General features: G+C 68.2%; 17 protein-coding genes. 10 read left to right on the forward strand and 7 right to left on the reverse strand.

The features are described 5' to 3' along the window. Complete coding sequence (locus tag ACAM55_RS22905; protein WP_369653721.1) at positions 1-759, reverse strand: TSUP family transporter; 759 nt, start codon at positions 757-759, stop codon at positions 1-3. Between the two features lie 424 nt (positions 760-1,183). Between ACAM55_RS22905 and ACAM55_RS22910 the strand changes: the two genes are divergently transcribed. Then, entirely contained in the window at positions 1,184-1,483 is a 300-nt protein-coding gene (locus ACAM55_RS22910; RefSeq protein ID WP_369653722.1) for a hypothetical protein, read from the forward strand. Positions 1,484-1,493: 10 nt separating this feature from the next. Here ACAM55_RS22910 and ACAM55_RS22915 read toward each other — a convergent pair whose 3' ends face one another. The 5 genes from ACAM55_RS22915 to ACAM55_RS22935 form a co-directional block, all read right to left on the reverse strand. After that, the gene (locus ACAM55_RS22915) at positions 1,494-3,167 is read right to left on the reverse strand and encodes a thiamine pyrophosphate-binding protein (protein WP_369653723.1); all 1,674 of its coding nucleotides are present in this window, start codon (positions 3,165-3,167) and stop codon (positions 1,494-1,496) included. 53 nt (positions 3,168-3,220) lie between these two features. Next, positions 3,221-4,465: a pyridoxal phosphate-dependent aminotransferase gene (locus ACAM55_RS22920; RefSeq protein ID WP_369653724.1), complete on the reverse strand. Its 1,245-nt coding sequence runs from the start codon at positions 4,463-4,465 to the stop codon at positions 3,221-3,223. After that, a complete protein-coding gene (locus tag ACAM55_RS22925) occupies positions 4,462-5,364 on the reverse strand; it encodes an amino acid ABC transporter substrate-binding protein (protein WP_369653725.1) in 903 nt (300 codons plus the stop codon). The genes ACAM55_RS22920 and ACAM55_RS22925 overlap by 4 nt, the downstream gene beginning before the upstream one ends. 97 nt (positions 5,365-5,461) lie before the next feature. After that, positions 5,462-7,000, reverse strand: coding sequence for an aldehyde dehydrogenase family protein (locus ACAM55_RS22930; RefSeq protein WP_369653726.1), 1,539 nt, complete (start codon positions 6,998-7,000; stop codon positions 5,462-5,464). A gap of 168 nt (positions 7,001-7,168) precedes the next feature. Next, entirely contained in the window at positions 7,169-8,029 is an 861-nt protein-coding gene (locus tag ACAM55_RS22935; RefSeq protein ID WP_369653727.1) for an IclR family transcriptional regulator, read from the reverse strand. Positions 8,030-8,233: 204 nt separating this feature from the next. Between ACAM55_RS22935 and ACAM55_RS22940 the strand changes: the two genes are divergently transcribed. The 7 genes from ACAM55_RS22940 (at position 8,234) to ACAM55_RS22970 (ending at position 14,977) form a co-directional block, all read left to right on the forward strand. Further along, on the forward strand, positions 8,234-9,304 hold the full coding sequence (locus tag ACAM55_RS22940; protein WP_369653728.1) for an ABC transporter ATP-binding protein: 1,071 nt from the start codon (positions 8,234-8,236) through the stop codon (positions 9,302-9,304). Between the two features lie 73 nt (positions 9,305-9,377). After that, a complete protein-coding gene (locus ACAM55_RS22945) occupies positions 9,378-10,238 on the forward strand; it encodes an ABC transporter permease (protein ID WP_369653729.1) in 861 nt (286 codons plus the stop codon). Between the two features lie 4 nt (positions 10,239-10,242). Continuing rightward, on the forward strand, positions 10,243-11,037 hold the full coding sequence (locus ACAM55_RS22950) for an ABC transporter permease (RefSeq protein WP_369653730.1): 795 nt from the start codon (positions 10,243-10,245) through the stop codon (positions 11,035-11,037). Beyond that, complete coding sequence (locus tag ACAM55_RS22955) at positions 11,038-11,343, forward strand: (2Fe-2S)-binding protein (RefSeq protein ID WP_369653731.1); 306 nt, start codon at positions 11,038-11,040, stop codon at positions 11,341-11,343. Beyond that, positions 11,340-12,752, forward strand: coding sequence for an FAD-dependent oxidoreductase (locus ACAM55_RS22960; protein WP_369653732.1), 1,413 nt, complete (start codon positions 11,340-11,342; stop codon positions 12,750-12,752). The genes ACAM55_RS22955 and ACAM55_RS22960 overlap by 4 nt, the downstream gene beginning before the upstream one ends. Further along, positions 12,749-13,894, forward strand: a complete 1,146-nt coding sequence (locus tag ACAM55_RS22965; RefSeq protein WP_369653733.1) for an NAD(P)/FAD-dependent oxidoreductase — start codon at positions 12,749-12,751, stop codon at positions 13,892-13,894. Before ACAM55_RS22960 ends, ACAM55_RS22965 begins: the two co-directional genes overlap by 4 nt. 12 nt (positions 13,895-13,906) lie before the next feature. After that, positions 13,907-14,977, forward strand: coding sequence for an ABC transporter substrate-binding protein (locus tag ACAM55_RS22970; protein WP_369653734.1), 1,071 nt, complete (start codon positions 13,907-13,909; stop codon positions 14,975-14,977). Positions 14,978-14,980: 3 nt separating this feature from the next. On the opposite strand, the gene ACAM55_RS22975 is transcribed toward ACAM55_RS22970, so the two are convergent. Beyond that, on the reverse strand, positions 14,981-16,606 hold the full coding sequence (locus ACAM55_RS22975) for a GMC family oxidoreductase (RefSeq protein ID WP_369653735.1): 1,626 nt from the start codon (positions 16,604-16,606) through the stop codon (positions 14,981-14,983). A gap of 134 nt (positions 16,607-16,740) precedes the next feature. On the opposite strand from ACAM55_RS22975, the gene ACAM55_RS22980 reads away from it, so the two are divergent. Then, on the forward strand, positions 16,741-17,646 hold the full coding sequence (locus ACAM55_RS22980; protein ID WP_369653736.1) for a LysR family transcriptional regulator: 906 nt from the start codon (positions 16,741-16,743) through the stop codon (positions 17,644-17,646). A 149-nt stretch (positions 17,647-17,795) separates the two neighbouring features. After that, complete coding sequence (locus ACAM55_RS22985) at positions 17,796-18,962, forward strand: MlaE family ABC transporter permease (protein WP_369653737.1); 1,167 nt, start codon at positions 17,796-17,798, stop codon at positions 18,960-18,962. Positions 18,963-19,040: the final 78 nt, after the last annotated feature.

Here is a 19,040-nt window from a genome sequence, read left to right on the forward strand (position 1 = left end):
CTATTTCAGGAAGGCGTCGTAGGCGGTCTTCAGGATCAACGCGCTCACGACGACGATGAACACCACCCGCACGAAGCCGGCGCCGTGCTTCAGCGCAACTCGCGTGCCCAGCAAGCTGCCGGCCACGTTGGCGACCGCCATCACCAGCCCATAGTGCCACCAGACATGTCCCTTGAACGCGAGCAGCAGCAGGGCCGCGGCGTTGGTGAGCGTATTGATGACCTTGGCGGACGCCGAGGCGTTCAGGAAGTCGTAGCCCATCCAGCGCACGAACAGGAAGACGAGAAAGCTGCCTGCGCCGGGGCCGAAGAAGCCGTCATAGAAGCCGATCGACAGCCCGATGGCGCAGGCCGCCAGCGTTTCGGCACGGCCGCTGAAGCGCGGGACATGATGGCGCCCAAGGTCCTTGCGCATCACCGTGTAGATCAGCACGCCCAGGAGCACGATGGGCAGCGCCCGGCGCAGGAAGTCGCCGGGGAACACTGTCACACCCCAGGCACCCAGCATCGAGCCGGCAAACCCGAGCACGGCGGCGGGCCACAAGGCGCCCCACCGCATCCGGACCCGCTGGCTGAACTGGGCTGCCGCGGCCGCCGTGCCCCAAATAGAAGCACTTTTGTTGGTGCCCAGCAACGTGGCAGGCGGTGCACCTGGAAAGACGGCGAAGAGCGCCGGCACGAGGATCAGTCCCCCACCGCCCACGATCGAATCGACAAAGCCCGCGAGCAGCGAGGCGCCCGTTACCACCAGCATTTCCATGGTTGGATTGTCGCACCCTGATTGCTATCAAAAAGGGAGCTTCATCCAAAGGTGGGACGGGCAGAAAAGCTCTCTTTGGCTCGATAGAAATGCCGCGGTCGGCACGAGGCGGCGGGCATAAAAAAGGCGCCGACCAGCGGCGCCTTTCAAGTTCAAGCACGGCTTCTCGAACGGAAGCCTTGAAGAATTTTTGTTGTAGACCGAATTTGTCTCCTCGGACCCTCGGCAGCACGAGCTTGGCCCGTTCGCGAGTGGGCAGACTTTAGGGGGTGCACCGGCCCAGTGCATTGGGAATTACCCGCTTTTCCTTACCTTCGAAGGCCTCTTCCCCCACGAAAGTGTTTCGGAGCGTTAACTAGAGATCAGCACAATGTGGCACGACTTGTGCACGCGAGGGGGTGAGCCATTCATGGAGGACCGCGCGATGTCCATGTCCGAAAGCGAACGCATTGCCCTGGCCGCGCGCCTTCACGTGGCCCTGCGGCGAAAGCATGGGCGCGTGACCGACACCGAATGGATGGCCACCAACGCCGAGTACGCCGCGGAGATCGTGCGCATGACCCGCGCACATGCCGCCGAGACCAAGGACGAGGATCTCTACCTGCTCGCCACCCGCCTCGAGCAGGCCATGGAGCCGCTGGCGCGCGCCGCACGGCTGGCGGCGCGTGCGCCCGACGGCAATCCGCCGAACCCGCTGTCGCGCTACTTGAACGGGCTGCGCTGATTCCTGCTTTTCAGCCGGCAGCGAGAGCGGCCTTGCGGATCGACTGCAGCGTGCTGCCCGGCGTGATGGCTTCCGGGTCGAGCAGGCAGTGCAGTATCGCGGGCTTGCCGCTGGCACGCGCCCGCGCCAGCGCGGGGCGGAACTCCTCGGTGCGGGCCACGCGCTCGCCATGGCCGCCGAACACCTCGGCATAGCCGCGGAAGTCGGGGTTCTTGAGTTGCGTGGCGCTCACGCGGCCGGGGTAGTGCTTTTCCTGGTGCATGCGGATGGTGCCGTACATGGCGTTGTCGAGCAGCACCACGATGATCGCAAGCCCGTACTGCACGGCAGTGGCGAACTCCTGGCCATGCATCATGAAGTCGCCGTCGCCCGCGAACACCACCACCTCGCGCTGCGGCCACAGCCGCTTGGCGCCCACGCCGGCCGGCAGGCCATAGCCCATCGATCCGCTGGTGGGCGCCAGCTGGCTCGCAAACGCGCGGAACGGCCAGAAACGGTGCACCCAGGTCGCGAAATTGCCCGCGCCGTTGCAGAAGATGGTGTTGGCCGGCAGCACCTCGCGCAGGTGCTGCATGACTTCGCCCATCTGCAGCGGGCCGGGGATGCGGATGGGGGCGGGGTCGCTCCAGCGCAGGAAGTCCTCGCGCGCGGTCTTCGTCTCGGCCTGCCACACGGGTGTCGAAGCCGGGCGCAGCGCGCACACGGCTTCGGCGAACGCCTGCGGGGTGGCGTGGATGCCCTGCGCCGGGCGGTAGAGCTTGCCGAGTTCGTCCGCATCGGCATGCACATGCACCAGCGCCTGCTTCGGCTGCGGGATGGCGAGCAATTCATAGCCCTGCGACGGCACCTCGGACAGGCGACCGCCCACCAGCAGCACCAGGTCGGCATTGCGGATGCGTTCGAGCATGCGCGGATTCGCGCCCAGGCCCAGGTCACCCGCGTAGCACGGGTGCTCAGCCGACAGCAGCATCTGGCGCCGGAACGAGCAGTACACCGGGAGCGAAAAGGCCTCGGCGAAACCCGCGAACTGCCGGGTCGCGACCTCGGACCAGCGGCTGCCGCCCAGGATGACCACGGGCCGCTGCGCCTGCGACAAGCGCTGCTGCAGCTCGGCGATCTGCGCCGCGCCGGGATGGGTTTCGACCACCGCGTAAGGCTGCGCATCGGCCACCGTGGCGGCTTCGGTCAGCATGTCTTCGGGCAGCGCGATCACCACCGGCCCCGGCCGGCCCGAGGTGGCGACGTGGAAGGCGCGCGACACCAGCTCGGGCACGCGCGCCGGGTCGTCGATCTGCACCACCCACTTGGCCATGGTGCCGAAGACCGCGCCGTAGTCCAGCTCCTGGAAGGCTTCGCGGCCCAGCGCCTCGCGCGCGACCTGGCCCACGAAGAGCAGGAGCGGCGTCGAATCCTGGTGCGCGATGTGCACGCCGGCCGCCGCGTTGGTGGCACCCGGTCCGCGCGTGACGAAGCACACGCCGGGCTTGCCGGTGAGCTTGCCTTGCGCCTCGGCCATCATCGTGGCGCCGCCTTCCTGGCGGCACACCGTCACGTCGATGGATGCATCGTGCAGCGCGTCGAGCACGGCCAGGAAGCTTTCGCCGGGCACGCAGAAGAGCTGCTCGACGCCGTGGGTGATGAGCTGGTCAACCAGGATCTGGCCGCCGGTGCGGGGTGAGGTCATGCTGTGTCCAATGCAATGAAGGTGTTGGTATTCGCTCCGGGGGACGGAGAAATTCATTCGAGAGCTTGGCATGCCGCGGCAATGCGTGCACACGCCTCTTCGAGCTGCGCCATCGACGTGGCATACGAAATGCGGAAATACGGCGCCAGCCCGAACACGCTGCCCGGCACCACCGCCACTTCGAAATCCTGCAGCAGGTAGTTGCAGAAGTCGCTGTCGGTCTGCAGCAGCTTGCCGCTGCGGGTGCGCCGGCCGAGCACGCCTGCGCAGCTCGCAAAGGTATAGAAAGCGCCTTCGGGCACGCGGCAATGCAGTCCCGGCGCGCGGTTCAACGCGGCCACCACGAAATCGCGCCGCGCCTGGAAATCGCCCTGCCGCTCGGCCACGATGTCTTGCGGCCCGGTCAGCGCCTCGATTGCGGCGGCCTGGCTCACCGACGACGGGCACGAGGTCGACTGGCTCTGCACCACCGCCATGGCCGCGATCAGCGCGCGCGGCCCTGCCCCATAGCCCACGCGCCAGCCGGTCATCGCATAGGCCTTCGACACACCGTTGACGGTGAGCGTGCGGTCGCGCAGCCGCGGTTCCACGGCCACCGGCGTGGCGAACGCCAGGCCGTCGTAGAGGATGTGTTCGTAGATGTCGTCGGCCAGCACCCACACGGACGGATGCCGCAGCAGCACCTCGCACAGCGGCCCGAGCTGCGCCACGCTGTAGGCCGCGCCGCTCGGGTTCGACGGCGAGTTCAGGAAGAGCCAGCGCGTGCGCGGCGTGATGGCCGCCCCGAGCTGTGCGGCATCGAGTCGGAAGCCCTGCGCCTCGCTGCAGGGCACGCTGACCGGCACGCCGCCGCAGATCTGCACGATGTCCGCGTAGGAGGTCCAGTAGGGCGCAGGCAGGATCACCTCGTCGCCCGGGTTCAGGCTAGCCATCAGCGCATTGAAGATCACCTGCTTGGCGCCCGCGCCCACGCTGATCTCGTCGAGTGCGAAGTCCAGCGCGTTGTCGCGCTTGAACTTGAGCTGCACCGCGGCCTTCATGGCCGGGCTGCCGTCGAGCACGGTGTAGCGCGTGTCGCCGCGTTCCATCGCGCGGGCCGCGGCCGCGCGAATGTGCTCGGGCGTGTCGAAGTCCGGCTCGCCCGCGCCCAGCACGATCACCGGCCGGCCGGCGCGCTTGAGTGCGTTGGCATGGTCGGTGATGCGCAGGATCTCCGAAACCCCGATGGCGCGCACGCGCTCTGCGGGCTCGAACGCGGAAGCCGAAGGAAGCGCGGAATCGAGAACGGCGGATGTCACTTCGCGTAGGCCTCCAGCGGCTTGTCGTTGGGCTCGGCGATGAGCTGCTTCAGCGCCGCACTCATCGGCAGGTTGAGGCTGGTGTTCTTCGGCGGAATCGGCGCGACGAACCACTTGGTGTAGATCTTCTCGAGCTCGCCGCTCTTCATGAGGCGGCGCAGCGCATCGTCCACCGCGGCCTTGAAGGCCGGGTCGTCCTTGCGGAACAGCAGCGCGATCGGCTCGGAGCCCAGCGCATCGCCGACGATGCGGTAGGCCGCCGGGTTCTTCGCATTGGCGATGATGCCGGCCAGCAGGTTGTCGTCGAGCACGAAGGCATCGGCGCGGCCCGACTCCATCAAGAGGAAGCTCTCGAGGTGGTCCTTGCCGAGCATCGTGGTGATGGTGGTGTTCTGCGCGCGCTCGCGCTTGCGCAGCAGCTGCACGGCGGTGGTGCCGGTGGAGGCCGACACGGTGCGGCCCGCCAGCTGGTCGAGCGAGCTGATGCCAGAGTCGACGCGCGTGGCCATGCGCACCTCGCTCACATAGGTGGTGAGCGCAAACGCCACCTGCTGCTGGCGCGCGGTGTTGTTGGTGGTGGGGCCGCAGCCGATGTCGAGCGTGCCGTTCTGCACCAGCGGAATGGTGTTCTGCGCCGTCACGGCCATGTATTCGAGCCTGGCCGAAGGTGCGATGTCCTTCAGCACGCGCTCGCAAAGCTCGACGTGGTAGCCCACGTATTTGTCGTTCGCGCCCAGCATGTAGGCCATGGGCGGCGAGGCCTCGCGCACGCCGAGCACGGCCTTGCCGCTGCTCTTGATCTTGTCGAGCGTGCCGCCGGCCGGGGCCTGCTGCGCGGCGGCGCCGAATGCGAGCGCGATCAGCGCTGTGGCGGCGAGAGTCTTCAATGGCGTCTTCACGTTCTCTGTCTCCTGGTTGTTTTTCCTGGGCACGCACGGCCGCCGCCCTGCCGCCGCAGCGGAATGCCGCGCGGCAAGAACAGAGGGCCGGAGTCGATCAGTCGTTGATCTCGAAGGTCACGCCTTGCGCGAGCGGCAACGCGGTCGAGTAGTTGATGGTGTTGGTGGCGCGGCGCATGTACGCCTTCCAGCTGTCGGAGCCGGCTTCGCGACCGCCGCCGGTTTCCTTCTCGCCACCGAAGGCGCCGCCGATCTCGGCGCCGCTCGGGCCGATGTTGACGTTGGCAATGCCGCAGTCGGAGCCGGCGCTCGACAGGAAGCGCTCGGCCTCGCGCACGTTGAGCGTGAAGATCGACGACGACAGGCCCGCGCCCACCGCGTTGTGCCATTCGATGGCGTCGTCGAGCGCGCTGTAGCGCACCACATAGAGAATGGGCGCGAAGGTCTCGCGCAGCACCGGGCCCTCATGCGACTTCAGCTCGACCAGCGCCGGACGCACGTAATAGGCGTCTTTCGTGCCGATGCCATCGACGCGCTGGCCGCCATGCACCGTGGCGCCGATCTCGCGGCTTTCGCCCAGCGCCTTCTGCATGCCGTCGAAGGCGGCGCGGTCGATCAGCGGCCCCACCAGCGTGCCGGCCTCGCGCGGATCGCCCACCTGCACGTTGCCGTACACCTTGGCAAGCTTGGGCACCAGCGCGTCGTACACGCTGTCGTGCACGAAGAGCCGGCGCAGCGTGGTGCAGCGCTGGCCGGCCGTACCCATGGCCGAGAACGCGATGGCGCGCAGCGTGAGGTCGAGGTCGGCCGAAGGCGTGACGATGGCCGCGTTGTTGCCGCCGAGTTCGAGAATAGCGCGGGCAAAGCGCGCAGCCAGCTTCGGGCCCACCTGCCGTCCCATCGCGGTGGAGCCGGTGGCCGAAAGAATCGGCACCCGATGGTCGTCGACCAGCACCTCGCCGATGTCGCGCTGGCCCAGCAGCAGGCCGAGCAGGCCTTCGGGCGCATCGCCGAAACGCGCGATGGCACGCTGCGCAATGGCATGCGTGGCCAGCGCCGTGAGCGGTGTTTTTTCAGACGGCTTCCACACCACCGAATCGCCGCACACCAGCGCCAGCGCCGCGTTCCACGACCACACGGCCACCGGAAAGTTGAAGGCCGAAATCACGCCGCACACGCCCAGCGGATGCCAGGTTTCCATCATGCGGTGCTCGGCGCGCTCGGTGGCCAGCGTGAGGCCGTAGAGCTGGCGCGAGAGGCCGACCGCGAAGTCGCAGATGTCGATCATTTCCTGCACTTCGCCCGCGCCTTCGGACGGGATCTTGCCGGCCTCGAGCGTGACGAGGCGGCCGAGGTCGCTCTTCGCGGCGCGCAGCTCTTCGCCCAGCAGCCGCACCAGCTCGCCGCGGCGCGGCGCCGGCACGCTGCGCCAGGCCTTGAAGGCCTCGTGCGCCTGGCCGATGGCCGCGGCCGCTTCGGCGGCGGTGGTTTGCGGCACCTGCGCAATCACCTCGCCGGTGACCGGCGAGCGCACCGTCAGTTCGCCGCCGGTGCAGGCGGAACTCGGAACGCCGAGGCGCTGCAGCAGCTGCTCGATTTCGGCGGCGACGGAAAGGGAGGATTTGGCTTCTGGCATGGGCGCTCCGACGTGGAGAAGAAAGAACCGAATGAAGGGAAATGGGACGTGGCAACGGGTCAATATCTGCGAATCCCGCGCGCTTGCATAGTGAAAAAACGGAAGGACTTGGTGCATTCCAGGAAGGAACCCAGCCGCCCTTCATGCTCGTAGCGCACAAAGACAGGCTCAGGTCGAGGGCCCCGGCGCCTCGGGCAAGCTGATGCGCTGCCCCGCCGGCGACCCCGCCAGGCTCTGCGCCGGCCGCCGCAAGGTCGCATCGAAGGGATTGATCTTCGGCCCGATGGCCGCCGCCTCGCGCTTGAGCAGTTCCACCACCGTGGGCATGCGGTCGGCGTTGAGCCGGTCGGCAATGGTGCCCACGCTCAGCGCGGCCACGGCGCGGCCTTCGCGGTCGAGGATGGGCACCGCCACGCCGGCCATGCCTTCGAGCAGGCCGGTGTTGCGCCCCGCGTAGCCGCCCTGGCGCACGCGCTCGATCTCGGTGCGCAGGTAGACCTCGTCGTACACGCCGTACTCCCGCACGCGCGAGAGGTTGAAGCGAATCACTTCCTCTCGCTCGGCTTCCGGCAGAAAGGCCAGGATCGCAAGCGCGCCCTGCCCCACGCCCAGCGCAATGCGCCCGCCGATGTCGCCGGTGAACGAGCGGATCGGGAACGGCCCTTCGCTGCGGTCGAGGCAGATCGCGTCGAAGCCGCTGCGCGCCAGGAGAAAGATGCTGTCGCCCAGGCTCGCGCACAGGCGCAGCAGCACCGGACGGCAGATGGAGCGCAGGTCGCCGGGGTTGCCGGCGCTGGCCGCGAGCGCGAAGAAATCGATGCTCAGCCGATAGAGCTTGCTGCGCTCGTCCTGCTCGACCATGCCTTCGGCCATGAGCGACTGCAGCAGCCGGTGCGTGGTGGCTTGCGTGAGGCCCACCGAACGTGCGATCTGGGTCACGCGGCCGCCCTCGGCCTGCACCGCACCGAGCGCGCGGATCACCGAGAAGACACGCGGCACGCCGCCGCTGGCCGCCGAAGGGGTTTCCATACCTTGCTCCTGTGGAATTCTTGAGATCAACCTTGTCAATGATATTCCATTGAACGGAATAAATTGGAAAAATATTCTGATTAATGGAATACCCGAGGCGAACTGGCGTGATCGTTGCAATAGAGTGAATTGAAAGTTCTCTCTTGTCCATGGCATGCACCAAGGTGCGGCACGCCATTCACGACCGCGCAGAAAGGCTCTTCCATGTCATTCCTACGGCTCACCGACGTGACCAAGTTCTACGGCGCCACGCGTGCCGTGTCGGCCATGAACCTCACGGTGGAGAAGGGCGAGTTCGTCTCGCTGCTCGGCCCCTCGGGCTGCGGCAAGACCACGACGCTGCAGATGATCGCGGGCTTCGAGGCGGTCTCCAGCGGGCGCATCGAGCTTGCGGGCAAGGACATCACGCACGCCAAGGCCAACACGCGCGGCCTGGGCATCGTGTTCCAGACTTATGCCCTCTTTCCGCACATGACGGTGGCCGACAACGTGAGCTTCGGCCTCGAGATGCGCAAGATGCCGAAGTCCGAACGCACCGAGCGGGTGAAGCAGGCGCTGGCGCTGGTTCATCTCGAAGCGCACGCCACGCGCTACCCTCGCGAACTCTCGGGCGGCCAGCGCCAGCGGGTGGCGCTGGCCCGAGCGCTGGTCATCGAGCCGCCGGTGCTGTTGCTGGACGAACCGCTGTCCAACCTCGACGCCAAGCTGCGCGAGGAAATGCAGTTCGAGCTGCGCCAGATCCAGCGCAAGGTCGGCACCACCACGGTGATGGTCACGCACGACCAGAGCGAGGCCATGTCCATCAGCGACCGCGTGGTGGTGATGGAAGGCGGCTGCGCCACGCAGATCGACCATCCGCACCGCGTGTACGAGCACCCGAGCACGCGCTTCATCTCCACCTTCGTGGGCAAGGCCAACCTGCTGAACGCCCGCGTCACGGCCTGCGGCGCGCGCAGCTGCCATGTGGAAGTCGGTTCGCTCACGGTCGAGGTGGGCGACTCCGGCTACAAGTCGGGCGCGGCGGTGCTGATGAGCGTGCGCCCCGAAAAATTGCAGCTGGTGGAGGCCGGCCGCGGCCGCCTCGACGGCACGGTGCAGGAACGCTTCTTCCTCGGCAGCCAGTGGCTTTATCGCCTGAGCACGCCCGCCGGCGACCTGACGGTGCTGAGCCCCAACGACGGCCGCGACGCGCTCGACGAAGGCTGCGACGCCGGCATCGACTGGCCCGCGCATTGCACGCGGCTGTTGCCGGCCGACGAGGCGGTGGCGGCATGAGCGCCGCGCCGGGCCGCCCCAAGCAAGCTCGCTCCCGCTTGGCGGGAAGGCGCGCAGCGCCAAGGGTGCACCAATGACCGCCTCGACGAGGGCGGCCTCGCCATGGTGGCTGTCGGGCCCCGCACTGCTGCTGTTCGCGGCCCTCCTGGTGGTGCCGCTCGCGCTCACCGCCGTACTGTCGTTCAACGTCTACGACCCGGCCACCGGGCCGAAAGCCGGCGAGTTCACGCTCGAACACTACGCGCAGGTGTTCACCGACTCTTACTACCACGGCATCTTCTGGCGCACCTTCTGGATCTCGGGCGTCGTCACCCTGATCTGCGTGCTGGTCGGCGCGCCCGAGGCCTATGTGCTGAGCCGCATGCGCAACCCGTGGCGCTCGGTGCTGCTGCTGGTGGTGCTGGCGCCGCTGCTCGTTTCGGTGGTGGTGCGCGCCTTCGGCTGGAGCATGCTGCTCGGGCCCGAAGGCGCGGTGAACGCGCTGCTGCGGCTGGTGGGCATCGGGCCGGTGAAGATGCTCTACACCGAGATCGCGGTGATCGTGGCGCTGGTGCACGTGATGCTGCCCTTCATGGTGATTCCGGTCTGGACCTCGCTGCAGAAGCTCGACGCGGGCGTGGAGAACGCCGCGCTGTCGCTCAAGGCCTCGCCCTTCACCACGCTCAGGCGCATCGTGCTGCCGCAGGTGATGCCGGGCATTCTCTCGGGCAGCCTGATCGTGTTCGGCCTGGCCGCGAGTTCGTTCGCGATTCCGGGGTTGCTCGGGGGGCGTCGATTGAAGATGGTCGCAACGGTCGTGTACGACGAGTACCTCAGCGAACTGAACTGGCCCCTGGGCGCCGCCGTGGCGCTCACGCTGCTGGTGGCCAATCTCATCGTGATGCTGAGCTACAACCGCCTCGTCGAAGGCCGCTACAAGAAGGCACTGGGTTGATCCGATGAGCAAGAACGGCCCCCTCGCCCTCGCGTTCAACGCGCTCGTCATCACCTTCATGCTGGCGCCGCTCGTGGTGGTGTGCATCGTCGCGTTCACGCCCGAGAACACACTGACCATCCCGACCACGCACTTTTCGCTGCGCTGGTTCAAGGCGGTGTTCGCGCATCCGGATTTCATGCAGTCGTTCTGGAACAGCCTGTGGCTCGCGCTGGCCTCGGCCACCATCGCCACGCTGATCGCGGTGCCGGCCGGCATGGCGATCACGCGCTACGCGTTCCCGGGACGCGACTTCCTCAACGGGCTGTTCCTGTCGCCGCTGATCATTCCGCACCTGGTGCTGGGCGTGGCGCTGCTGCGCCTCTTTGCGCTGGTGGGCGGCACCGGCAGCTTCGGCTGGCTGGTGATGGCGCATGCGCTGATCGTCACGCCCTACACGCTGCGGCTCGTGGTGGCCGCGCTGGTGGGTTTCGACCGCAGCGCCGAGCAGGCCGCGCTCTCGCTGGGCGCGAGCCAGGCCACGATGTTCCGGCGCATCACGCTGCCGATGATCCTGCCGGGGGTCACGGGCGGCTGGCTGCTGGCCTTCATCAACAGCTTCGACGAAGTGACGATGTCGATCTTCGTCACCTCGCCCAGCACGGTGACGCTGCCGGTGCGCATGTACATGTATGCCACCGAGTCGATCGACCCGCTGATGGCGGCGGTGTCGGCGCTGATGGTGGCGGTGACGGCCATCGCGATGGTGGTGCTCGACCGCGTCTACGGGCTGGACCGCGTGCTGGTGGGGCGCCGATAGATGAACCTGCCAGCTCTTCAACCGCTGCTGCATCGCGTGGCCGAGACCGGCCGCGCCGCGGTGCCCTTCACACTCGACGGCGAACCCGCTTCCGCGCTCGCCGGCGACACGGTGCTCACGGCCGTGCTCACGCAAGCCGCCCAGTTGCGGCGCAACGAATTCAGCGGCGCGCCTCGCGCGGGCTTCTGCATGATGGGCGCCTGCCAGGATTGCTGGATCGCCACCGAGCAGGGCGAGCGCCTGCGCGCCTGCTCCACCTTCATCGCGCCGGGCATGGCACTGGTCACGGGAAGGAGCAGCGCATGACGGCCTCTTGCGCATTGCAGCCCGTGATCGTCGGCGCGGGGCCGGCCGGCGTGCGCGCCGCAGAGGCGCTGGTGGCGCACGGCCTGCGGCCCGTGGTGATCGACGAAGCTTCGCGGGCCGGCGGCCAGATCTACCGGCGGCCGCCTGCGAGCCTGGCCCAGCGCAGCGCACAGGCGCTTTATGGGTTCGAGGCTCGCCGTGCCGATGCGGTGCATGCCGCTTTCGACGCGCTGCGCGAACGCATCGATTACCGCCCCGACAGCCTGGTGTGGAACGCGCACGGCGGCCGGCTCGACGTGCTGCACGGCCCGACGCGCAGCACGTCCGGCGTGCCGTACGGCCAGCTGATCGTTGCCACCGGCGCCACCGACCGCGTGCTGCCGGTGCCCGGCTGGACACTGCCCGGCGTCTACACGCTGGGCGGCGCGCAGGTCGCACTCAAGTTCCAGGGCTGCGCCATCGGGCAGCGCGTGGTGTTCATGGGCACCGGCCCGTTGCTCTACCTGGTGGCATATCAGTACGCAAAGGCCGGGGCGAAGGTTGCCGCGGTGCTCGACACGGCGCGGCTCGCCGACCAGCTGGCCGCCACGCCCGCGATGCTGCGGCAACCCGCCGTATTTGCAAAGGGCGTGTACTACGTGGCCTGGCTGCGCGCGCACGGCGTGGCGCTGCACAGCGGCGTGCGGCCATCGCGCGTGCTCGGCGATGCCACCGAAAGCCGCGTGGACGGCGTGGCGTGGCACGACGGCCGCGAAGAGCGCACGCTGGCCTGCGATGCGGTCGGCTTCGGCTATGCGCTGCGCTCCGAAACCCAGCTGGCCGATCTGCTCGGCTGCCGCTTCGAATTTGCACCGCTGCACCGCGCCCACCTGCCGGTGCGCGATGCGGCCGGCCGCTCCAGCGTAGAGGGCGTGTATCTCGCGGGCGATGGCGCCGGCATCATGGGTGCCGATGCGGCCGAATGGGCCGGCGAACGCGCCGCGCTCGCGCTGCTGGCCGACCATGGCGTGGCCGTCGACACGGCGCGTGCCGAAACGCTCGAACGCAAGCTCCACAAGCTCGGCGGATTTCGCCAGGGGCTGGAGCGCGCCTTCCCGGTGCCATCCGACTGGGCCGCCCATGCACCCGACGAACTGGTGGTCTGCCGCTGCGAGAACATCACGGCGGGCACGCTGCGCCAGACCGTCTCCGTCAACGGCGCCGACGAAATGAACCGCCTCAAGGCCTTGTCGCGCGTCGGCATGGGCCGTTGCCAGGGCCGCATGTGCGGCGTGGCCGCGGCCGAGATCCTGGCGCACGCCACGGGGCTGCCGCTGCAGCAGGTGGGACGGCTGCGCGGGCAGGCGCCGATCAAGCCGATTCCGATCCAGCTCGCCGCATGCGAGCCCGCTGGAGACGCCGGCGCATGAGTTCGATCAAGACACTGCGCACCGACGTAGCCATTGTCGGCGGCGGCATCGTCGGCTCGTCGGCCGCGCTCGCGCTGCGGCAGATGGGCATCGGCGTGGCGCTGCTGGAGCGCGACCTCTGCGGCTCGCGCTCCAGCGGAGTGAACTTCGGCGGCGTGCGGCGCCAGGGGCGCCCGCTGAGCCAGTTGCCACTCGCGCAACGCGCGCATCGGATCTGGGGCCGCCTGCCTTCGCTGATCGGCACCGACGGCGAATACCTGCGCTCGGGCCATTTCAAGATCGCGCGCAGCGAGTCCGACATGGCCTCGCTCGAACGCTACCGCTCCCAAAGCCTGGACTTCGACCTCGGGCTGGAGTTGATTTCCGATGCCCGCCTGCGCGAGCGCTGCCCCTGGCTGGGTGCGCGCGCCGTCGGCGGTTCGCTGTGCGTGGAAGACGGGCAGGCCAATCCACGGCTGGTGTCGCCCGCCTTCGCACTCGCGGCGCAGCGCGCGGGTGCGCAGGTCTTCGAGCGCCACGCGGTCGACGAAGTGGCGCACGACGGCGCGATGTTCATGTTGCGCTCGGGCAATGCGCTCGAAGTGCATGCGCCCGTGCTGCTCAACTGCGCGGGCGCCTGGTCCGGCCCGATCGCGACCCGATTCGACGAACCCGTGCCACTGCGCTCCGGCAACCCCGTGATGGTGGTGACCGAGCCGATGCCGCATTTCATGGACTGGAGCCTCGGCGTGGAGGGCGGCGGCATCTACGGCCGGCAGGTGGCGCGCGGCAACCTCGTGCTCGGCGGCGGCGCGGGCATCGCGGTCGATGCCGACCGCACCCGCGCCGGCAGCGACGCCATCGCCACGCTCGCGGCGCAGGCCATCGAGCTCTTGCCCGCGCTGCGCCACGCGCATTTCATCCGCACCTGGAGCGGCACCGAGGGCTACCTGCCCGACCGCCAGCCGGTGCTCGGGCCCAGCCGCACCACGCCCGGGCTGTTCCACGGCTTCGGCTTCTCGGGCGCAGGCTTCCAGATCGGTCCGGCTGCGGGCGAAGTGCTGGCCGAACTCGTGCGCGACGGCCGCAGCAGCACGCCGATCGGGGCCTTCTCGATCGAACGCTTCTTCGCAGAAGAACCAACCACCCCCACCCCACCCTGAAAGGAAAACACCATGTCCCGTTTCCAGAAGACCTTCTTCTCCCTTCGCCGGACCGTGCTCGGTGCGGCGGCGGTTGCTGCGCTCGCGGCCGGCGGCGCAGCCGGCGCGCAAACCAAGACGCTCTACATCGGCATGAACGGCGGCACCATGGAGAAGGCGTACACGCAGTACGTGTTCCCCGCCTTCGAGAAGCTCTACGGCGCCAAGGTGGTGGTGGTGCCGGGCACCTCGTCCGACATCCTCGCGAAGGCGCAGGCCAACAAGGACCGCCCGCAGATGCATGTGATATTCCTCGACGACGGCATCATGGTGCGCGCCATCGGCATGGGCCTGTGCCAGAAGCAGCGGCCCAACCCCTCGCTGGCCGAGATCTACCCGGCCGCGCGCTTCAAGGACGACATGGCCAGCGGCGTGAGCCTGGGCATGACGGGCCTGGCCTACAACGCCAAGATGTTCAAGGAAAAGGGCTGGGCGCCGCCCACCTCGTGGATGGACCTGGCCGATCCCAAGTACAAGGGCAAGGTGGTGTTCCAGTCGATGTCGTCATCGTCCTTCGGGCTGCACGGCTTCCTGATGTTCAACCGCATCCAGGGCGGCAACGACAAGAACGTGGAACCCGGCTTCAAGGCCTGGCCCACCACCGTGGGCCCGAACGTGCTCGAGTACATCCCGAGCTCGGCCAAGCTGTCGGAAATGGTGCAGACCGGCGAGGCCGCGATCTTCCCCCTCACGCCCACCGCCGTGGCCGCGCTGAAGACCAAGGGCATTCCGGTGGAATACGCGCCGCCCAAGGAAGGCGCGGTGGTGTTGATGGTGGGCCAGTGCGTGATTGCGAACAACAGCGAGCCCGAGCTGTCGCAGAAGCTCGCCGAGTTCCTGCTGAGCCCGCTGGCTCAGGCCAACGTGCTGCAGTACGGCGCGCAGATTCCGACCAACCCCAAGGCCCCGGCCGTGGGCGACGGGGTGCAGCAGGTGGCCGACATCAACAAGTGGATGAAGACGGCCGTCACCATCGACTGGGACAGCATCAATGCCAACCGCCCTGCCTGGAATGCACGCTGGAACAAGACAATAGAAAAGTAAGGCTCAGTTCTCGCCGAGGATCCAGCCCGCGGCCTTCTCGGCCATCATCAATGTCGGGCTGTTGGTGTTGCCGCTGGTGATGGTGGGCATGGCGCCCGCATCGACCACGCGCAGCCCTTGCACGCCGCGCACGCGCAGCTTCGAATCGAGCACCGCCATCGGGTCGCCGTCGGCGCCCATCCGGGTGGTGCCGACCGGATGGAAGATGGTGGTCGCGATGTCGCCGGCCAGGCGCGCCAGGTCTTCGTCGCTCTGGTACTGCACGCCGGGCTTCCATTCCTCGGGCCTGTACTTGGCAAGCGCGGGCTGCGAGGCGATGCGGCGCGTCACGCGCAGCGAATCGGCCGCCACCTTTCGGTCTTCGTCGGTGCTCAGGTAGTTGGGCGCAATGGCGGGCGCATCCTGGAAGCGGGGGCTCTTGATGCGCACGGTGCCGCGGCTCGTGGGATTGAGGTTGCACACGCTCGCGGTAAAGGCCGGAAAGCTGTGCAGCGGCTCGCCGAAGGCATCGAGCGACAGCGGCTGCACGTGGTACTCGAGGTTGGGCCACTCATGATCGGGCGAGCTGCGCGTGAAGGCGCCGAGCTGCGACGGCGCCATGCTCATCGGCCCGCTGCGCTTCATCAGGTATTCGAGCCCGATCTTCGCCTTGCCGTACATCGACGAGGCCAGCACGTTGAGCGTGGGCGCGCCATTGATCTTGTAGACCGCGCGGATCTGCAGGTGGTCCTGCAGATTGGCGCCGACGCCGGGCGCATCGAGCACCACCTCGATGCCATGCTGGCGCAACAGCTCGGCCGGGCCGACGCCCGAAAGCTGCAGGATCTGCGGCGAGCCGATGCTGCCCGCGCAAAGCACCACTTCGCGCGTGGCATGCGCGGTCACCATCTCGTGGCCATCCCACACCTTCACGCCGGTGCAGCGCTGGCTGCCGTCGGACTGGGTCTCGACGATCAGCTGGGTGACGTGCGCGTTGACCCACATCTCGAAGTTGGGCCGGCCGTAGCAGACCGGCCGCAGGAAGGCCTTGGCGGTGTTCCAGCGCCAGCCGTTCTTCTGGTTGACCTGGAAGTAGCCGACGCCTTCGTTGCTGCCGCGGTTGAAGTCGGTGCTGTGCGGCACGCCGGCCTGCACGGCGGCTTCGGCAAAGGCGTCGAGGATGTCCCAGCGCAGCCGCTGCTTTTCGACGCGCCATTCGCCGCCGGCACCGTGCATCTCGTCGGCACCGAGGTAGTAGTCCTCGTGCTTCTTGAAGTCGGGCAGCACGTTCTGCCAGCGCCAGGCGTCGTCGCCGGTGAGCTGTGCCCACTGGTCGTAGTCGCGCGACTGGCCGCGCATGTAGATCATGCCGTTGATGCTGGAGCAGCCGCCCAGCGTCTTGCCGCGCGGGTAGCGCAGCGTGCGCCCGTTGAGCCCCGCGTCGGGCTCGGTGCTGTAGAGCCAGTCGGTGCGCGGATTGCCGATGCAGTAGAGGTAGCCCACTGGAATATGGATCCAGTGGTAGTCGTCCTTGCGGCCGGCCTCGATCAGCAGGGTGCGCTGTTGCGATTTGCGGGTCAGCCGGTTGCACATCAGGGCGCCGGCGGTGCCGCCGCCGATGACGATGTAGTCGAATGTGTTGTCGCTCATGGCGCCTGCTTGTCTCCGAAGAACGATATTTTTGATGCTCATGGGCCCTGCGAAGGCCTCTGCAGCCAGTTTCTCCCAAGCCACAGGCAAAAAGCCAATGATTTCGGCACAACTGACTTATAAATCGTTCTTATATGACAGCCGCGGCCTTGGACCTCCAGATTCTGCGTGCCTTCGTGCTGGCGGCGCGCGAAGGCAGCGTGTCGCGCGCGGCCGAGCGGCTGCATCTCACACAGCCGGCGGTGAGCCTGCAGCTCAAGCGCCTGGCGGAAGAGACCGGCCTCCAGCTCTTCACGCGCACGCCGCACGGGCTGGCGCTCACGGCGGACGGCGCCGCGCTGCTGCCGCAGGCCGAGCGAGTGCTCTCGGCCGTGGGCGACCTGCAGCAGGCCGCGCGCAACCTGCAAGGCACGGTGCGCGGGGCGCTGCGCATCGGCACCATCCTCGACCCGGAATTCACCCGGCTCGGCGTATTCCTGCGCGAACTGGTGGAGTCGGCCCCGCAGATCGAAACCGAGCTGCGCCACGGCATGAGCGGCACGGTGCTGGCGCAGGTGCTGCGCGGCGAACTCGACGTGGGCTTTCACCTCGATGCGGATGAAGGCGACGCCGCCACCCCGGCGCCGCTCGCGGCGCGCACGCTCACCCGCTTCACCTACCGCGTGGTCGCGCCCGCGGGCTGGGGCCCGCAGGTGCTGGGCCGCGACTGGAAGGCGCTGGCCGCGCTGCCCTGGCTGGCCACGCCGCCGGAGTCCGCGCACCACCGGCTGCTGGACAAGGTGTTCAGCCCGCTCGGGCTCTCGCCGCGCCGGGTGGCGCTGGTGGATCAGGAAGCGTCGATGCTCGACCTGCTGAAGTCGGGCGTGGGCCTGAGCCTCTTGCGCGACTCGATCGCCATCCGCGAGAGCCAGTCGCACGGCCTCGTGATGGCCGACCGCGTGCAGCTCGACTGCGCGCTGCGCTTCGTCTCGCTGGCTGCGCGGCGCAACGAGCCCGTGATCGCGAGCGCATGGAACGCGCTGGCACGGGCCTGGCACTGACCGCAAAAAAGGCCGCGAATGTTCCATCGGACGGCGTTCCGCCCTACGCAAACCGGAGCTGCAACGCACGAGGAAAGCCGATTCATCCGGTTACGATGCGCCCTTCGAGACCGCCTCTTTTTTCTTACTTCGCCCTGCTCCGCCGCATCATGTCCCTAGCAACTTCGACTGCCGACGCACCCGCCGCCGGCAGCGCGTTGCCGCGCATCGAAGAGCGCGACCAGGACGGCCGCCGCTGGACCGTGGCCAGCGGCCGCTGGACCACGCTGGCCATATCGTCGCGGGCCGCCTGGCAGGCGCTCGCCAAAGACCTGGCGGGCGCCCCCCCGGCCGAAGACCGCGCCTGGGACCTTCGCCCCATCGAGCAACTCGACCACATCGGCGCGCAGCTGCTGTGGGAGCACTGGCGCCACGACTGGCCGGCCACGCTGGAGATGCTGCCGCAGCACAAGGCGGTGCTCGACCAGGTGGCCCAGTACACCGTGGGAACGCCCGAGGAGCCGCCGCCCACGCTGACCGAGCGTCTGCGGCATTTCTCGCACACGGGGCCGCGCGCGCTGGAGATGATGCGCGATTTCGTCGGGCTGATCGGCCAGCTCGCGCTCGATGCCCTCACGCTCGCACGCGCGCCGCACCGCGCGCCCTGGCGCGATTTTTCGGGGCATCTCTACCAGTTCGGCGCCACGGCGCTGCACATCACGGCGCTGGTGGGCCTCTTGATCGGCGTGGTGCTGGCCTACCTGATCTCGCAGCAGCTGCGCCAGTACGGCGCCGAGGCCTTCGTGGTCAACATTCTCGGACTGTCGCTGATCCGCGAGCTCGGGCCGGTGCTTGCGGCGGTGCTGATCGCCGGGCGCTCGGGCTCGGCCATCACGGCGCAGATCGGCGTGATGCGCGTGACCGAAGAGCTCGACGCCATGCGCGTGATGGGCATTCCGCACGGCTTCAGGCTGGTGATGCCGCGCGTGATGGCGCTGGCCATCGCGATGCCGCTGATCAGCCTCTGGACCTCGATGGCGGCGCTCGTGGGCGGCATGCTCGCGGCCGACGCCGCGCTCGACATCTCGCCTTCGTACTTTCTGTCGGCACTGCCGCGCGCGGTGCCGATCGCAAACCTCTGGCTCGCGCTCGCGAAGTCGGCGGTGTTCGGCATTCTGATTGCGCTCATCGGCTGCTACTTCGGCATGAAGGTGAAGCCCAACACCGAAAGCCTGGGGCGCGGCACCACCTCGTCGGTCGTGACCTCGATCACCGCGGTGATCCTGGTCGACGCGCTGTTTGCGGTGCTGTTCAAGGGCGTGGGGTTCCGGGCATGAGCCGCCGGGCCGCTCCCAAGGCGAATAACCGCAGCGCATCGCGCGGAGGTTACCCAATGAGCGCAGCGCCGGGCCGCT

The sequence above is a fragment of the Variovorax sp. V213 genome (assembly GCF_041154455.1).
Classification (GTDB): domain Bacteria; phylum Pseudomonadota; class Gammaproteobacteria; order Burkholderiales; family Burkholderiaceae_C; genus Variovorax.

What these genes read in the sequence shown, in the direction of transcription:
- ACAM55_RS22905 (WP_369653721.1), bottom strand. Translation starts at nt 759, where the DNA reads ATGGAAATGCTGGTGGTAACGGGCGCCTCGCTGCTCGCGGGCTTTGTC.
- ACAM55_RS22910 (WP_369653722.1), top strand. Translation starts at nt 1,184, where the DNA reads ATGTCCATGTCCGAAAGCGAACGCATTGCCCTGGCCGCGCGCCTTCAC.
- ACAM55_RS22915 (WP_369653723.1), bottom strand. Translation starts at nt 3,167, where the DNA reads ATGACCTCACCCCGCACCGGCGGCCAGATCCTGGTTGACCAGCTCATC.
- ACAM55_RS22930 (WP_369653726.1), bottom strand. Translation starts at nt 7,000, where the DNA reads ATGCCAGAAGCCAAATCCTCCCTTTCCGTCGCCGCCGAAATCGAGCAG.
- ACAM55_RS22935 (WP_369653727.1), bottom strand. Translation starts at nt 8,029, where the DNA reads ATGGAAACCCCTTCGGCGGCCAGCGGCGGCGTGCCGCGTGTCTTCTCG.
- ACAM55_RS22940 (WP_369653728.1), top strand. Translation starts at nt 8,234, where the DNA reads ATGTCATTCCTACGGCTCACCGACGTGACCAAGTTCTACGGCGCCACG.
- ACAM55_RS22945 (WP_369653729.1), top strand. Translation starts at nt 9,378, where the DNA reads ATGACCGCCTCGACGAGGGCGGCCTCGCCATGGTGGCTGTCGGGCCCC.
- ACAM55_RS22950 (WP_369653730.1), top strand. Translation starts at nt 10,243, where the DNA reads ATGAGCAAGAACGGCCCCCTCGCCCTCGCGTTCAACGCGCTCGTCATC.
- ACAM55_RS22955 (WP_369653731.1), top strand. Translation starts at nt 11,038, where the DNA reads ATGAACCTGCCAGCTCTTCAACCGCTGCTGCATCGCGTGGCCGAGACC.
- ACAM55_RS22960 (WP_369653732.1), top strand. Translation starts at nt 11,340, where the DNA reads ATGACGGCCTCTTGCGCATTGCAGCCCGTGATCGTCGGCGCGGGGCCG.
- ACAM55_RS22965 (WP_369653733.1), top strand. Translation starts at nt 12,749, where the DNA reads ATGAGTTCGATCAAGACACTGCGCACCGACGTAGCCATTGTCGGCGGC.
- ACAM55_RS22970 (WP_369653734.1), top strand. Translation starts at nt 13,907, where the DNA reads ATGTCCCGTTTCCAGAAGACCTTCTTCTCCCTTCGCCGGACCGTGCTC.
- ACAM55_RS22975 (WP_369653735.1), bottom strand. Translation starts at nt 16,606, where the DNA reads ATGAGCGACAACACATTCGACTACATCGTCATCGGCGGCGGCACCGCC.
- ACAM55_RS22980 (WP_369653736.1), top strand. Translation starts at nt 16,741, where the DNA reads ATGACAGCCGCGGCCTTGGACCTCCAGATTCTGCGTGCCTTCGTGCTG.
- ACAM55_RS22985 (WP_369653737.1), top strand. Translation starts at nt 17,796, where the DNA reads ATGTCCCTAGCAACTTCGACTGCCGACGCACCCGCCGCCGGCAGCGCG.